Raw genomic sequence first — 15,579 nt, 5'->3', positions numbered from 1 at the left:
CCGGGTCGTCCGAGGGCACGGTCGATTCGTACAGGCGAACCCCACGCTCGACATGGGGTAGGCGACAGGAATTTTGGATTGCCCCGTCGCCGACCCGCACTGGGGCAAGTCAGTCTTGGCTGGTTGTCATATGGGAATGCAGCTGTTCGAGGATGCTCTGGAGGTTGCGGCGGCGGGCTGGGGTCAAGGTTTCCAGGGCGGCGTGGACGCCGTGCATGCCGTCGCGGACCTGTTGGGCGAGGGCGGTGCCGGCGGGGGTGGCTACTACCTTTTTGACTCGGCGATCGGCTTGGTCGGGGTGCCGTTCGACTAGGCCGCGTTGCTCGAGGCGATCGATGAGCAGGGTGATGTTGGATGCGTCACAGGAGAGGGCTTCGGCCAGTTCTCGCATCGCGCGCGGTTGGGCGAGTAGGCAGACGAGTTTGGCTTGGCTGTAGGTCAGATCCAGGCGCTGTGCCGCGGTGAGGAAGTCCTGCTGATAGACGCGACAGAAGTCGGTGAGGGTCGCCATGACGTCGACTGCGGTCGGCGAGGGCGTGGGTGAAGAGTGCGGCACAGTGTCAAGGTAGGCCGAATACTTGATGAACTCAAGCTTATCGGGCCAGCATCACACGGTGTAATGCTTGACAGAATCAAGCACTTGCGGTTGTACTGTCGATGAGTCACTTGAGTTGCTCAACTATTCGAAGGCTCGCTGCTCTTCCATCTACCGCAACCGACCATGGTGCTGTCATCCGCTCGGCGCCGACACTGGAGACGATATGACCTCGGCAGTAGACACCACTCGGATCCGGCGGTTGCTGGATCGGCCGTTCACCGTTGGCGGTCTGACCGTTTCGAACCGGATCGCGATGGCGCCGATGACTCGGAACATGTCGCCGGGTGGTGTTCCCGGCCCCGACGTCGCCGAGTACTACGCTCGCCGGGCAGCCAACAACGTGGGTCTCATCATCACTGAGGGCACCTACATCAACCGGGCTGCGGCCGGTGCTTACGACAACGTGCCGCATTTCTACGGTGAGCAGTCGCTCGCCGGTTGGGCGCGCGTGGCCGAGCAGGTGCACGTCGCGGGCGGCAAGATCATTCCGCAGCTGTGGCACACGGGTGTCGCGCGCACCGCGACCGAGCCGCCCGCCGAAAGCCCTTCCGGCGTAGGCCTTTCCGGTGACCCGACCGGAAAAGCCATGACGCAGCGCGACATCGACGATACGGTCGCCGCGTTCGCCGAAGCCGCCGCGGCCGCAGAACGTCTCGGCTTCGACGGTGCCGAACTGCATGGGGCACACGGCTATCTGATCGACAGCTTCCTGTGGAGCGGCACCAACCAGCGGACCGACGGCTACGGCGGCGACCCCGCGTCACGGGCCCGGTTCGCGGTGGAGATCGTCGAGGCCGTGCGTGCCGCCGTCTCCCCCGGTTTCCCGCTCTTCTTCCGGCTCTCCCAGTGGAAGTCCGGCAACTACCAGGCCAAGATCGCGGACAGCGCGGGCGAGCTCGAGCAGATCCTGGCACCGCTGGTCGACGCGGGCGTGGACGCCTTCCACGCCTCCACCCGCCGCTACTGGCTGCCCGAATTCGACGGCAGCGACCTCAATCTCGCCGGTTGGGTCAAGAAGCTCAGCGGCAAGGCGACGGTGACGGTCGGCTCGGTCGGGCTCGACCAGGAATTCGTCGGCGCCGCGGGCTGGCAGAAGCAGGCCGACGTGGCGAGCATCGATCAGCTGCTCGATCGCCTCGAACGCGACGAATTCGACCTCGTCGCGGTCGGCCGCGCGCTGCTGGCCAACCCGGACTGGGCCAGCAAGGCGCTACAGGGCCGTCTCGACGAGACGATCGCCTTCGACCGCGGCGTGCTGAAGTCCCTCAACTGACCCGCGGAATCGAATCATGATGCGGCGCGGGCATATTCGGCTGGAGTCAGGCCATATGCCTTCTTGAAGGCTCGGATGAAATGGCTTCGGTCCGAGAATTGCCAGTAGGCGGCCAGTTCGGAGACGCTCAGTCGGTTGCGGGAGGTGAGGGCGAGTCGAGCCTCCTGCAGGCGGCGGTGCTGGATGTAGGCGGCCACCGATTCACCTTCCGCGGCGAATGCTCGCTGCAGGGTGCGGACGGAGACGTTGAGTTCGCGGGCCAGCACCGTCGGGGAGAGTTCGGGATCGGCGAGTCTGCGGTCCGCGATGTCCTTCGCCGCCTGGGCGAGGGCGGGCGTGAGTCGGGGTTCCACGTCGTCGAAGCAGCCCAGTACCACCGCCTTGAGCAGTTCGAGCACGGCTTTGCCTGCGGCTTCCACACCGGCCGGACTGAGGTCGGCTATCGTCGCGCGGACCATTTCCGCGTGCGCCAGCAGCAGCCGAAGCTCGGCCGAGTCTGCCGGTCCGGCGATCATCCGGTTCCGGAGCAGCGGTTCGAGGGCGGGCGATGGCGTGGTGACGACGACCTTCGCCGCGGTGCCGGGTGCCATGTCCAACTGCGGCGGTCGCGGGAAATGCTGGAGCAGGAACTGCCCGGCCGACACGGTGTGCGCACTGCGACCGGCTGATCCGGGCAGTGTGTAGGCGCCGCGCGACACCACGTACAGCTGGATCTCCTTGTCCGTCTCCTCCGACGGGCGCGCGGTCGAGATGCCCGACGCGCCATGGATATCGACCATGAACACGTCGCCCATCAGGACCGCATGAGCCCGGACCCGGAAGTCCTCGGTGGTGTCCGCGTCGAAGGTGGGCAGCCCCGGGCCGAACTCCGCCTCCCAGCCACGCCGATGCGCGTCGAATCCCCATGTGCCGGCACCAGGGAGCGTGGAGTCCATGGCGAACTCCGCCGCGCTCCCGGACGTGGGCCCACCGCGACTGGATGCTGTCACGATAGGTATTACGTATCGGCACAGCACCCTTCGTCAAGGAGCTAGCGGGATAAGTGCGAATTGTTCGCGGTCAGGAGGCACCGTCCATCTTGTCCATCTTGTTCGCGGCATCGTTCATGCCCTTGTTGAACTTGCCCGCCGACTCGACCATGTTGTCGCCGCCGGTCAGCAGGTTCTTCGAGGACTTCGTGTAGCCGCTCTCGCCCTTGGCGAACTTGTCGCCGTAGTCGTCGTTACCCCACGCCTCGCCCTGCACATTCAGGTTGTTCTTCAACGTGCTGATGATGTCGCCGGTCCTGCGGCCGACACCATCCATCTTGTTCGCGGCCTGCCGCAATCGCGCGGTGTCCACGCGGATCCTGCCTTCGGACATGTCACTCTCCTGTCGTGCTGATCAGCATTCAGTACCGGTCGTCGGGACGTCCCCATTCCCAATGAGTTTCGAGGCGTTCCATCAGGTGGTCGGTCTCGCGTTGGAGTCTTTCGGCCAGCCGCCGCCTGCTGGTGCCGACGGCGATCGGCGTCTCGTCCCGCGACCACACGTAGCGCCCGTCGTCGGTCACGTCGCGCCACACCAACGCCGTCTCGTGAATCCCGCGCGGGCCGTACTTCGACCGGCCCTGCACCACGGTGATGAGTCCGGTGCAATCGGCACGGCGCTGGTAGAACTGCCGCGTCTGGTAGGCAGGCCGGTCCTCGACGTCGTCCCGGACGAAGTCGGCGCCCCAGCTCGGCTCGTCCTGGTCGAGCGAGTCGGTCACGATCGGAATGTCGCGCTGCCGACCGGCTTCCACGTTCGGTAGCGCCCGCACCACCGCGGCGACCAGGTCATGCGGATGGCATTCGGTGATGGTTACCATCGGCGAGTCGAAGGTGAGTTTGGCAGGCGACTGTCGGATGAGGTACCCCAGCGCGCCCGCACGCGCGGCGTGCAGGCGAAGCTGTTTCTCGATGTTGAGGCCGTCCTTCTCGTCCCAGGTACTCACCAGCACATACAGTTCGGGCGAATTCAGCACCTCGATCACGCTGTCGAACGAGCCGTCCAGCCGACGCCGCAGATCTTCCCAGGTGTGGTGCTTACGCCGCTCCAGTTCGTCGGCCAGCATCACCTCGTCGCTCTCGAACAGGAATGGCCGAGGCAGCGAACCGCTGTGGTAGCGGTCGCACAGCACCATGAATTCGAGCGCGGTGAATTCCCACTGCTGGGTCACGGCTCGACCACCGGCTTCGATCGCGAAATGTCCGGCCCGAGCACCTCATCCATGTTTTCCGCGATGTCGAGGAATTTACCGCGCTTGTACTCCGTGCTCGCGCTATGCGCGCCAGGACCAGGACCGGGGCCCATGGGCATACCGGCAGAGCCCGCCTGCGACGACGTCAGCGTCTGGTGTCCGTCGAGGGAGGACTGAATTGCCGCCCGCGGGAACAACCTCGATGCCTCCACCGGGGCCGAGTGCGCGTTGACCGGCGGATGCAATTCGCCGCCACCGGGACCCGGACCAGGACCGGGGCCACCGCTGGGGATTCCGGCACCGTTGTGCAGGGCCACCGCGAATTCGTTCGGGAGCGCGCTGTCCACGTTCATCGGATGCAGTTCGCCGATACCGGGGATACCGAGCATGGGATTGTGCGCGAGACTCGCGAGAATGTCGGTGCCGGACTTGACGACGTCGCCGATTGTCTTCGTGAATCCATTCATTCCGTCGGTCAGCGTCTTGAGCAGATCCGTACCGCCCGGGATCTGCGGCAGTACCCGCGCAATGTCGCGCAATGTGTCCGGACTCAGATTCCGCACGGTTTCCGCATCCAAGTTCTTCAACGTTTCCGGGCTCAGATTCTTCACCCCGTCGGGGGTGAGGCCGCCCACGATGTCCGCGCCGAACTTCTTCAGCTGCTCTGGCGTCATATTCGACACCAGATCCGCCCCCAGCTTCCGCAAGCCCTCCGGGGTCATCTGCTTCAGCAACTCCGGGCTCAGGCCACCGAGCAGATCCTTCCCGATCTTCTCCAGCGCCTCCGGGCTCAGATCCTTGAACGGATTCTTGCCGTCCTGCAGTTGTTTCAGCAGCTCGTCAGGTGATTTCGGGGGCTGCTTGCCGGGCGGGATCGGTACCGATTTGATCGGCCGGTCGGGTGTTTGCGCCTTGTTGTTGTCGTGCGGATTGTCCGCGCCGGTGCCGCCCGGACCTCCGGTGCTGCCACTGCCGCCACTGCTGCCACTGCCAGGGCTGCCGTTGCCGCTACTGCCGCTACCACCGCCTTTGCTGCCGTCGCCTTTGGCCTCGGCGACGCCCTTGTCGTGGCCCTCCTGGAAACCGCCCTTGTACTCGGGGCTGTTCTTGTCGATGCCACTGCCCGATCCGCCGGGACCGCTGCCTTGACCACCTGGTCCACTGCCGCTGCCTTGAGGACCGGGACCACTGCCTTGGGGACCCGGACCACCGCTACCTTGATTGTCGCCACCTTGGTTACCCCCACCACCTTGGTTGCCACCACCGCCCTGGTTGCCACCACCGCCGTTACCGTTCTTACCGTCGATCAGGCCTTGCTTGTGGCCGTCCTCAAAACCAGCCTTGTAATTGGGGCTATTCTTATCGATGTTGTTGTCGCCGCCTCCGTTGTTGTTATTATTGCCACCTCCGTTGTTATTATTGTTTTGATTGTTATTGTTTTGATTGTTGTTATTGCTATTATTATTGGGCGGCGGACTCGGCGGTGGAGCCATAGGAATGCCGGGCATCGCAGCTACGGCGCCATATACTCCGGCCATATAGTATTTCTTATAGACTTCGCGGCAATTATTCACCTCGTTGTCATAAGAGTAGTTATAAGTAGTCGTCCAATCGTTGTCCCAATTTTTGGCAGGCAACATGGCATTCGTGTCGTACAACCACCGCGCGCAATATATTAGATTGTTGCCGAGATCGATCAAGCTATTGGTGAACGGTAGTGTGTTGTCGGTGAAGCGCTGCACTGCCTTCATCGCTTTGTCCGCACCGTTTCCCTCCCACATTTCTGCGGTTACGCCCTTCAGTGCGCCGTTCAGATCCGAGAAATCCGAGGAGAGCTGGCCCGCCAACCAAATATAGAGGTTACCCGTGTCGAATGCGGCCCTGTCCCGACCGATGAGCTCGTCGTTGAAACTCTTGAATTTGTTATAGGACCAGCCGTCGGCAGTCTCGGGCTGGATCGCTGCTGCATTACCGGCAATCCTGGGTTTCGGCGCCTCGGGTACGCCTTTCATGGACGGCGCCCATTCGTCCGGCTTCGGTGGCGCTTTCGTCTCGACAAGCTTCGGATCCTGCAGGTCACCGACAGCCTCCAGGGCCTTCGATGACTGGTTGTCCGCACGCAGGTAGTTCCCCGCAGCACTCCTAAAAGTGTCCCCCATATCTTCCATCGTCCAGCGCAGGGTGTCCAGGTCATCGAAGACTTCAGTGCCCTTGGCGTTGAAAAGCTTCGTGAGATTGAAGCCGCCCTGCTCGATCGTCGACCAACTCTTCAAGTTATTCAGGTCATTTTTGGTAATGAACTCCCGATACCCCTTCAGTTTGCCGATCATGTTGAAACACTGCTGCACACAAGCGGTGACGACCTTCTCGTCGAATTTCAACATTTTCAGCGTATGGTGGTCCGCCCCGGACCGGAGGTCTTTCCAGTCGTTGCGAATGTCATCAGCCATCGGTGGTACTCCTCGTGGTCTGCGTGGTGGCTCGCGTGTCGATGACCGGTTCGGTCACCGAGGTCGAAGCTCCCAAAGTGAAAGGGACGTCGGTGGAGTTTTCGTCGGGGCCGGCGCGCTGCTCGGGCTCGTCGAACGGCGAGGGCAGCAGGAACGACTTCGGCGGCTTTCGCGGCTTGTCGGATTTCTTGCGCGGCCGACGCGACTGTTTGTTCTTCCCCGAGCCGGCGACACCGCCGGGCGGTGGGGCGGCCGACGCCGCAGCCCCGGGCGCCGACGGCGACCCGGCAGGCGACGACGGCGACCCGGACGGTGCGTGCCCGTCCTGCATCGGAGCCGTGGGCGGGCGCCCCGGCATGGCCGATTGCGATCCGTCCTGACCCGACGCCGAGTTCCCGTGTTGCTCCGGGATTCTCGTATGCCCGTCGGACCCGTGCGTGCCCGATCGGTCACCGGAACCCGGTGCGCCCGGATGGTCTCCGGTACCGGTGCGACCCGATGAATCCGTGGAATCCGAAGTACCCGAGTGATTCTCGGAACCGGGGGCACCCGAGTCGGCGCCAGGATGTTCGCCCTGCTTTGGCGCGTCCGATTGGTCGCCGAAACCCGGCGCGTCCGACCGATTCTCGGAACCCGGCGCGTCGGACCGATTCTCGGAACCCGGGGCACCCGGCTTATTCTCGGAACCCGGCGCATCCGACTTGCTCTCGGAACCTGGTGTATCGGACTGACTGTCGGAACCTGGGGCACGCGAGTCCGCGCCGGGGCGCTCTCCCTGCCTTGGTGCATCCGAATTAGTTTTGCCGTCAAGGTTTTTCGAGTCATGGGGCTGTTGCCGGGCCGCGTCACGCGGCGAGCCGGAGCGATCCGATTCGGTGTCGTGGCCGGAAGTTCCCGTTTGTCCGGGCGCGCCCGGCCTGTTCGGCGTGGTCGAATCCCGCGATGGGTCCTGGCCCACTCCGGTGCCGGGCCGATTCGGCAGGCCGGACTGATCGGTGACCCCCTGCTGGCCCGCGCCGCCGGAAGCCAAGCCCGGGGCACGGTTGAGCAACGAGCGCAGGGCATCCATGTCGGGCTTGTTCGAAAGTCCTTCCGGCCCCTGCGATCCCGAGCCACTCCTCGAATCCGGCGTGGACGACTGCAGCCCACTATCGGGACCGAGGCGCAGGAAGTCCGGCGACGGCTCGTCTTGGCCATTCGTCCCCTGGCCCGTGCCGTCCCCGTTCGAGCCCTCCCCATCTGGCGGTGGCATCTCGCCCGCGCCGTGCAGGTTCTGCAGCATCTTCGACAGCACCGCCGGATCCAGTTGCGGGGGTTGCGGTGGCGGTGGCCGCCGGTCCTCGGGCGGCGGCGTCCGGTCATTGCCGGACGGGTCGCGGTCGCCACCGGAATCGCGACCGCCGCCCGAATCGCGACCGCCGCCGTCGCCTCGACCTCCGCCGGACCTGCCGCCACCACCGGAGTTATCGCCGCCACCAGAGTTGCCGGAACCACCAGAGTTGCCGCCACTACCGGAGTAATCACCACCGCCGGAGTCGCCGGAACCACCAGAGTCGCCGCCACCACCGAAGTAATCGCCGCCACCGGAGTAATCGCCACCGCCAGAGTCGCCGCCACCGGAGTTATCGCCGCCACCAGAGTTGCCGCCACCACCGGAGTAGTCGTTCCCGCCCGGACCTTGCCACGGCGGACCCCAATAGTCCGTATCCGGGTCCGGCGGACCCCAGTCGTCCGTATCCCGATCGGGCGGACCCCGGTGGTACTTATTCCGCGGATCCCAGTAGTCCGGATCCGGATCGGGCGGACCCGGCGGCGGTTCCTTCTCCTCCTCGTCGTACGTCGACGGAATCCAATCCTCGGTGCTCGGCGCGGTCGGCGCGAAAAACCCACCGGTCAGCGGGTCGTCCGATTTCAGCTGACGCGGCCGCCCATGGGCTGTCAGATCGGCGCCCTCGACATACGAGTTCTTCGGATCGGCCGGCTTCGCCACGCTGCCATCGGGATCGGAGACGTGCACCTTGTTCTTGTCGTCGACGTGCCAGCTGGTGCCGTCCGTTCTGCTGCCCCACGCGGTCTTGTCCGCCGCGGTGACCCGCACTGCTCCGTCGCTCCGGATCTCATGCACGTCGGTGCCTTTGACGAAAGCCGTTCCGTCCCCGCGTGTCCCGCGGACCACACCCTTGTCGGTGAAGGTGACTTCGTGCGGCCCGATCTCGGAGACCGAATCGTCGCTCTTGTGGTTGACCCGGAAGCCATTGGGCGTCCGCTCCAACTCCGAGCCGTCGGCCAGCTTGATCGGCTCGTTCATCGTCCGCGTCTCGGTGTGCCCGTTCGGCTTGGTGATGTGCACGGATCCCTTCGGACCCCGCTCATAGGTGGTTTGGTCGCTGTCGAACACCTTGATGCCCTTGGGTGTCGACTCCAGGGTGATCCGGTCGGGGCGATCCATGTGCAGGACGCCGGGCTTGTGCGGGCCGTCGTGATCGAGGCCGCCGAGCCGATCCCGCCACCCGAAGTCCAAGGTGCCCTTCATGTCGAAGTGGATCACCGTGTGGTCGGGGTGCTCGGTCCGCCCGCTGCCCGGCACTTCCGTGGCGTCGAATACCGAGTGCCTGGTGTTGTCCGGGAGCTCGACAGTGACGACGTTGTTGTGCTCGACGGTCTGCTTGGTCGCGCCGGGGCCGGTGATCACGGTCGGCTTGCCCGGCCCGGATTCGATCACGGTGCCATCGACCTTGTACACGATCTTGTCGCCGGTGGGCGAGACGAATTCTGCTGCCCCGTTGCGTTTTATGGTCGTGGTCCAGCCGTCGGGGCCCTTCGTCTGCACCGCGCCGCCGTCCAGCACCGTGTGCGAGACCTGATCCGGCCGGGTGTGCGACTGCACACCCGCGCCCTTTTCCGCGGCTTCCCCGGGGCGAGCCGCCGGGCCGGTACCTTCCGCGCCGACGAACACGATCACGTTGTCGTCGCCGATCTTCAGGACCTGCGGATCGCCGTCGCGGCGCACCGTCATGTTCCCGTGGCCATCGATCTCGTGTTTGGTGCCGTCCGGGGAGGTGATGACGAAGTTGCCGTCCCCATCCTTCGTCCACCCCATCTTGTCGTTCGGCACGTCATGGGTCCGGTCGCTCTCGAAGCTCCCGCTGACGCGGCCGTCCGACTCGGCATCGCGCCCACGCGACCCGCCGTGGTCCGACTGCTGGTCCGGCGGAACCGATCCCCGCGGCGACGGCCGATCGCCCTCGGGGCGATGCGGCGTGGTCCCGCCGACGTTCGACTCCGGCGGACGCTGCCTCGGCGGGACGCTGCCCGAATCCGAATCGGGCGTCGGTGCGCGGCGGACCGGCGGCGTCTCGACACCGGAGCCGGGAGGCGGCACAGATGACCGTGGTTGCTTGTTCGTACTCGGCTCCGACACGGGCGGATGCTGCTGCTGCCCTTCGAGATTCAGCCCCATGGGTCGACGTGGCGGCTGAGTCGGACCGGTCGAACTCGCATCCGACACGATGGACGAACGGCGCGACAAGTCCGAACCAGTTGAACTCATATCGGACACGACGGACGAACGCCGCGACAGGTCGGAACCAGTCGAACCCGCCTCCGCAGCCGAACGCGGCTGCTGACCAGCACCAACCGGACCCGCCTCCGACGCACCGCCCGGACGCTGCGACTGACCGACCGGACCCCCCTCCGGCACACCAGCCGAACGCGACGACTGACCGGGCCCCGGCTCCGCAGCCGAACGCGGCTGCTGACCAGCACCGACCGGACCCGCCTCCGACGAACCAGCCGGACGCTGCGACTGACCGACCGGACCTGCCTCCGACACGGCACCCGGACGCGACGACTGACCAGGACCCGTCGAACCCGCCTCCGACACGGCGGATGAACGTGGCTGTCCCCCAGGGGTATTCGTATCAGGCGTGGTCGAGCGCGCCGGCGTCTGGACACCGTCGACCGGCGCATGCGACCCCGGCTGGCGTTGGAACTCCACCGATCCATCGCGACCGGGAGCCGGACGCGTACTGGGCGCGTCGCTGTGACTGCTCGACGGCCGGTCGCTCGATCCGCTGTGCACCGCCGAATTGCGGCCGTCACCGGACAGATTCACCGATGACGGTGTACGCGGGGGCGGCGCTCCGGTCGATTTGCCCGAACTGCCGCCGCTCTCCGAATGATTCGAGGATGCCGGAGGCTCGCTCCGGACGCCGTCGCCAGACGCCGGGCGATTCGGCGGCGGGCTCGATGAACGCGAATTAGGGTTCGAGCCAACGGCTTTCGAACCATTGTCGGGCTGCGTCGTCCCGGCTCGGCCGGACTCGGACGAATCTCCCGGCCGACTGCCGTGGTAGTTGCTCGGCGTCACCGGCGGCGATTGCTTGTTCGTGCTCGAGTTGTTCGTGCCCGAGTTGTTGTTCGTGGTCGAGTTGTTCGTGCCCGAGTTGTTGTTGCCGACCGGTTCGTCGCGTACCGCGCCATTGACAGGCCGATTCTGCCCGGCCGAGCCGCTGTCCTCGGTCCACCCGGCGGGGCGGGTGTTGCGGCTGTCACCCCGCGATCCGTTCGATTCGACCGGCACGTTCTTCGACGTGGTGTGCTCGCCGCCCGCATCGTCCCGGGACCCTTTGAATCCGAGCCCACCCAGGTCGAAGGAAAACCCCGGCCGCTTCGGGATATCCGACGACCCGTCCTTCGGCATCTTGAAGTCGATCTCGAAGCTCTTGTTGTTCATCCGGTGGATCCCGACGTATCCCTTGACACCGCCGACCATCCCGCCGCGCGCCGCGCCACCGACCCACCCTGCCCCGCTACCGAATGTGCCTTGCCAATCACCGGTGATCATCGCGGCAACGGCGCCGCCTGCCGCGTACTCGATCGGGCTGGAACCGATTCCCACGATCGCGCCGTTACCGGCCCGAACCCACTTGTTCTCGAGCTTGTTCCCCAAGAACTTCGTCGTGTACTTGTTGAGGGCGTTGGCCCCCATCCGGCCGAACGGCGCACCGGCGCCTCCGGAGCCCACCGCGGCCCCGAACTCTTTCCAGTCGAAGTTCTTCCGATGCCCCTTGGCTATCTGCCCGACCTGCACGGCCGCGTCCAAGGTGCCGGAGATCAACGCGGCCTCGAGGATCTTCAGTATCCAATTCTTGGCCAGGCCGGCGAACTTGGTGCCGAATACCGAAAGCACCTTCGCCAGAATGCGTTCCTGAATCTGCTTCATCAGGGCGCGCATAACAGACTGCGTGGCCACCTCCTCGGCCGCTTGAACAGCGGCCGCGGTCGGCGGAAAGACCCAAGCCCAAGCGATTTCGATGGCCAACGCGATCAGCGAGACGATCGTCATCAGCTTGGCGGCCTCGAGTTGCGTGCCGAGATCGAAGGCGGCGTCGGACACCTGCTCCATGGACTTGGCCAGCGCCTCCATCGACTGGTCGCCCTTGAGCAGCTGATCGAACATCTCGCCGATCTTCTCGCCGCCGGTGCCCTCGGGATAGGCGGACATCGCGGTGCGTTTGGCGTCCTCGATATCCGCGATCTGATTCCGCAGCGCGGCGGCGGCGTCCTTGTAGGCGGCCGAAATCGCCCACATCTTGTCCTCGTCACCGTCGGGCCAGGTACCGCCCGCGATCCAGCCCAGCCAGCGCAGCTCCGGCGGCAGATATAAACTCATCCCGGCGCGAACTCAGTCTTCGAGGTCGTTGACCAGTGACCGGCGCGCTTTCGGCTCCGTATCGCTGTCGTCGTCGTAGCGCCGCTCCGGCGAGTTCGGCGGCGCGGTCGACACGGGCGGCGCCACCGGAATTACCGACCTGATATCCGGGATGTCCTCGAGCAGATCCGACAGCCGCGGCAGCCGGGACTTGCGCTCCCGCAACGGCTCCATGAGCTGGCGGCCCTGCTCGCTCACCTTCTTCGCGGCGGCCTGCACGGCCTCGGTCATCGCCGCCGCGATCTCCGCGTGCGTCAGATCGCCGATATCGTCGGCGAACCGCGTCTCGATGAGAATGCCGTCGGCATTGACGGTCACGCTGATCCGCTTGTCGCACGCGGTGACGGTCGCCGTGAGCCGAGCGCGATCACGTTGAATCTTCGCAATGCCCTGCATCTGTTCCGACATCGCTTCCATCATCATCGCGGCGTCGGCCCGCAGCCATTCATTCACCACCAGAAGCCTCCGGATCGTAAGTCGAGCTCGTGCGTCATCGCGGAATTCAGCCCCGTCGCTGCATGTTCAAGACCTGGATGCGCTCGTTCTCCTCGTGAATTTTCGCCGAGTCCCGCAGGTTTTCCCCGTTCTGCGCGAAGACCTCGGAGACATTGGCCAGGGCTTCGAAAACGTTGTCGCGGCCCTTCTTGTATCCTTTGTCGCCCTCGGCGAATTTCTTACCGCTCTTGTCGTCGCCCCACGCCTCGCCTTTGCTGCTGGTGCTCGACTTCAGCGTTTCCAGAATTTTCTTCGTCTTATCGGCGACCGCCTCGAAATCGGTTGCGCTGTTGCGCAATCCGTCCGGCTCGACCTTGATCGGCTTGGCCATCGTGTTCCTTTCCTGGTGAGATCACGGCCTGGTCAGATAACGAGATCGACGCCGGCCCTCGACTGCCGCTCCTGGAAACGCTGTTCGAACCCGGCGGAGTAGGTGGACGGTGGCATCGACGAGGAGGACTGTTCGATCACGCCGTCGTCGGCGATGTAGAAGATCGCGCGGCCGATGGCGATTTCGCCGGGTTCGGTCGGCACGAACACCATCCAGCCGACCTCGAGGCGTTCGGCGACGAGTTGGTCGAGTGGATAACCGGTGGTGTCGACGCCGAGATCGAGGATGTACTGACGCACCAGGGTGATCGCCTGATCCTCGGGCAGCGACTCGAGGATCGTTGTCGTGATGCCCGCCAACGACAGCTGATACATGGCGCCGTCGATATTGTGGTCCGGCTCATCGAACAAGGCGGTCAACGTATCCCGGGTCACCACACCGGCTTCCGCGGCGTCGACCAGCGTCGCCGCGGCTTCCCGCTGTTGCTCGGTCGGCTCGTCGCCCGAGAGCCGACACAGGATGTCGACCACCGTCTCCGCGGTCCACACTCCCGGCACGGCCGCGCTGAGCTGGTCGGCGCTCGGCGATTCGCCGCGGTGCCAGGTGCCGTTGGCCCACCAGTAGCAGAACGACAGCATGCCTTGGGCCGCACGGGCATTGAGCACCTGATTGGCCACCCAGTCCGGGGCGCCCGCGTACAGGTCCGGCAGCTCGTCGTCGTCGTTGTAGGCGGCATCGAGTTCAGGGGCGTTCCAGACGCCACCCGAGAGCACCGCGCGGCCACCGGGCAACACGAACAGGGTGGAGCCGCTGCGCGCCGCGCCTTCGAAAATGCCGAGCGCGGGCCGGATTCGCGGGCCGAGCCCGGAGCCGATGGCGACGAAGGCCGCCGCGATGGTGGCCCAGCGGGCCCACAGCACGGGCAGCGCGGGAAATTCGTCGCGCGCGAGCATCGAGGTGATGTTCGCCTCGCGGTCGGTGCGGGCCTGCTCGGCGGCCTGCTCGGGCGAACGCCACTGCCGCTCGTCGTGGAAGACGTAGGCGGCCAACCACACCGGGATCTGTTCTCGCGGAAACGCTTCCAGGTCGGCGCGATACGCGTCGGGCGCCAGCAGCTGATCGTCGGGGAACGGCTCGTCGCCGTAGTCGTAGTCGACCTCGACCTCGCCGGTCGCCTCGAGATCGACCAGCATGCGCCACCACGGTCCGTCGCCGAGTTGCGCGGAGAGCTCGCGATGCCGCAGGACGAGCTCGGTGACCTCCGCCGACGGTTCGATCCGGGAGACCTGATCGGCGTCGTCGTAGTACAGCCCGTAGGCGATACCACCGGCAGCGGTGAGCGAGAACACCGCCTCCAGCGATTGCCAACCGTCCGGACCGGCCACGCCGAGCTCGCGGGCGATGTGGTGGGCGAGCTCGACCGCTTGCTCCTCGATCGACTGCGGCTCGACGGTCCGGTCGTCGGTCGTCAGCTCGGCGGCGGCCTCGGGTGCGACCGTCTGTTCAGTCGTGCCGACACTCCCCGCCGATGGGTCGGAATCGACTGGCGCAGCGGGTGTCTCCTGCGCGACGGCCACTTGCTCATCGGTGTCACCCGACGGCTTTCCGGTGGCACCCGATGGCGCCGCGGCCGCAGTACTCAGCCTGAAGCTGACATCGACAGCCTCGCCATCCCCTGCCGGGTTCTGCTGCTGGGGATCGTTCATATGACGAATTCTTTCTTCCTCATCATCGCGGCATCGACGCGCAGCCTTTCCTTCGCCACCGAACAGCCTCCGCAGCGTAGTTTCGAGCTCGTAACGCAACGCCGCGTCGAGCACTTGCCACCAATTGGGATTCAACACTATGCAAATCAGCGTCGAGTAAGTCCCGCGTAACAGCGCTCGGCCCGGCGCATAAGAACGGCGTAATTGCGGCGTCATCAAGGTTTTTCGGGCAATCCGGCGTGCTACGTTCGCAAAGTAATCGATGCGGCACCACGCATCACGGGAACACATTTCTTCGGCGGCAGGAGGACTCGACGTGAGCAACGAACGGGCCAAGGGTGATGTCGCCGATCTGCTCGATACGGTCGGCCAGCACATTCGCTCGATCGCCGAGGTGCAGCAGAAGCGGGTCGCGCTCACCGCCACCGCTACCGCGGCCAAGGGCCAGGTGCGCATCACCGTCAACGCCGACGGCGTCGTGATCGACACCGAATTCGGCGACGACATCGACGAATTCGGCTATGACGAGATCGCCGATGCCGTTACCGAGGCGACCCAGGAGGCCGCGGCCGAGGTCGTGCGCAAGGCCGAGGACTTGATCGCGCCGATCCGCAAGACCCGGTCCCGGTTGCCGAGCTTGTCATCGATGGTCGACGGTCTGCCCGACCTGCGCACGAAAACACCGGAGCTGCAACGGGCTTCGTTCGATTCGCCCGCCGAACGCAAGAACCTCGAGTCCGACGACGCGCAAGCCCGGCCATGGTCGGTCGTCGACCGCGACTGATCGGCGTC

Annotated in this window: 11 protein-coding genes; 2 read left to right on the top strand and 9 right to left on the bottom strand. The window is 65.3% G+C overall.

The window, feature by feature from the left end:
- Positions 1-109: 109 nt before the first annotated feature.
- Positions 110-556: a MarR family winged helix-turn-helix transcriptional regulator gene (locus tag ACFWF1_RS16560; protein ID WP_379282842.1), complete on the bottom strand. Its 447-nt coding sequence runs from the start codon at positions 554-556 to the stop codon at positions 110-112.
- 205 nt (positions 557-761) lie between these two features.
- Here ACFWF1_RS16560 and ACFWF1_RS16555 point away from each other — a divergent pair, with 205 nt between their 5' ends.
- Positions 762-1,871: an NADH:flavin oxidoreductase gene (locus tag ACFWF1_RS16555; protein WP_379282841.1), complete on the top strand. Its 1,110-nt coding sequence runs from the start codon at positions 762-764 to the stop codon at positions 1,869-1,871.
- 14 nt (positions 1,872-1,885) lie between these two features.
- Here ACFWF1_RS16555 and ACFWF1_RS16550 read toward each other — a convergent pair whose 3' ends face one another.
- From ACFWF1_RS16550 to ACFWF1_RS16515, 8 genes are all read right to left on the bottom strand, one after another.
- Positions 1,886-2,806, bottom strand: coding sequence for a helix-turn-helix domain-containing protein (locus ACFWF1_RS16550; protein ID WP_379282839.1), 921 nt, complete (start codon positions 2,804-2,806; stop codon positions 1,886-1,888).
- A gap of 124 nt (positions 2,807-2,930) precedes the next feature.
- Positions 2,931-3,233, bottom strand: a complete 303-nt coding sequence (locus ACFWF1_RS16545; protein WP_379282838.1) for a hypothetical protein — start codon at positions 3,231-3,233, stop codon at positions 2,931-2,933.
- Positions 3,234-3,261: 28 nt separating this feature from the next.
- Positions 3,262-4,071, bottom strand: coding sequence for an ESX secretion-associated protein EspG (locus ACFWF1_RS16540; RefSeq protein WP_379282837.1), 810 nt, complete (start codon positions 4,069-4,071; stop codon positions 3,262-3,264).
- The gene (locus ACFWF1_RS16535; RefSeq protein ID WP_379282835.1) at positions 4,068-6,542 is read right to left on the bottom strand and encodes a hypothetical protein; all 2,475 of its coding nucleotides are present in this window, start codon (positions 6,540-6,542) and stop codon (positions 4,068-4,070) included. Before ACFWF1_RS16535 ends, ACFWF1_RS16540 begins: the two co-directional genes overlap by 4 nt.
- Entirely contained in the window at positions 6,535-12,216 is a 5,682-nt protein-coding gene (locus ACFWF1_RS16530) for a hypothetical protein (RefSeq protein ID WP_379282834.1), read from the bottom strand. The genes ACFWF1_RS16535 and ACFWF1_RS16530 overlap by 8 nt, the downstream gene beginning before the upstream one ends.
- 12 nt (positions 12,217-12,228) lie before the next feature.
- On the bottom strand, positions 12,229-12,708 hold the full coding sequence (locus tag ACFWF1_RS16525) for a YbaB/EbfC family nucleoid-associated protein (protein WP_357382450.1): 480 nt from the start codon (positions 12,706-12,708) through the stop codon (positions 12,229-12,231).
- A gap of 49 nt (positions 12,709-12,757) precedes the next feature.
- The gene (locus tag ACFWF1_RS16520) at positions 12,758-13,081 is read right to left on the bottom strand and encodes a WXG100 family type VII secretion target (RefSeq protein ID WP_379282833.1); all 324 of its coding nucleotides are present in this window, start codon (positions 13,079-13,081) and stop codon (positions 12,758-12,760) included.
- A 32-nt stretch (positions 13,082-13,113) separates the two neighbouring features.
- The gene (locus ACFWF1_RS16515; protein WP_379282832.1) at positions 13,114-14,787 is read right to left on the bottom strand and encodes a hypothetical protein; all 1,674 of its coding nucleotides are present in this window, start codon (positions 14,785-14,787) and stop codon (positions 13,114-13,116) included.
- 316 nt (positions 14,788-15,103) lie between these two features.
- Here ACFWF1_RS16515 and ACFWF1_RS16510 point away from each other — a divergent pair, with 316 nt between their 5' ends.
- Entirely contained in the window at positions 15,104-15,571 is a 468-nt protein-coding gene (locus tag ACFWF1_RS16510) for a YbaB/EbfC family nucleoid-associated protein (RefSeq protein ID WP_379282831.1), read from the top strand.
- Positions 15,572-15,579 lie beyond the last annotated feature (8 nt).

This window comes from Nocardia sp. NPDC060255 (assembly GCF_042727395.1).
Classification (GTDB): domain Bacteria; phylum Actinomycetota; class Actinomycetes; order Mycobacteriales; family Mycobacteriaceae; genus Nocardia.
The sequence above is the reverse complement of the archived record's forward strand: the minus strand, read 5'-3'. Positions and strand labels throughout refer to the sequence as shown.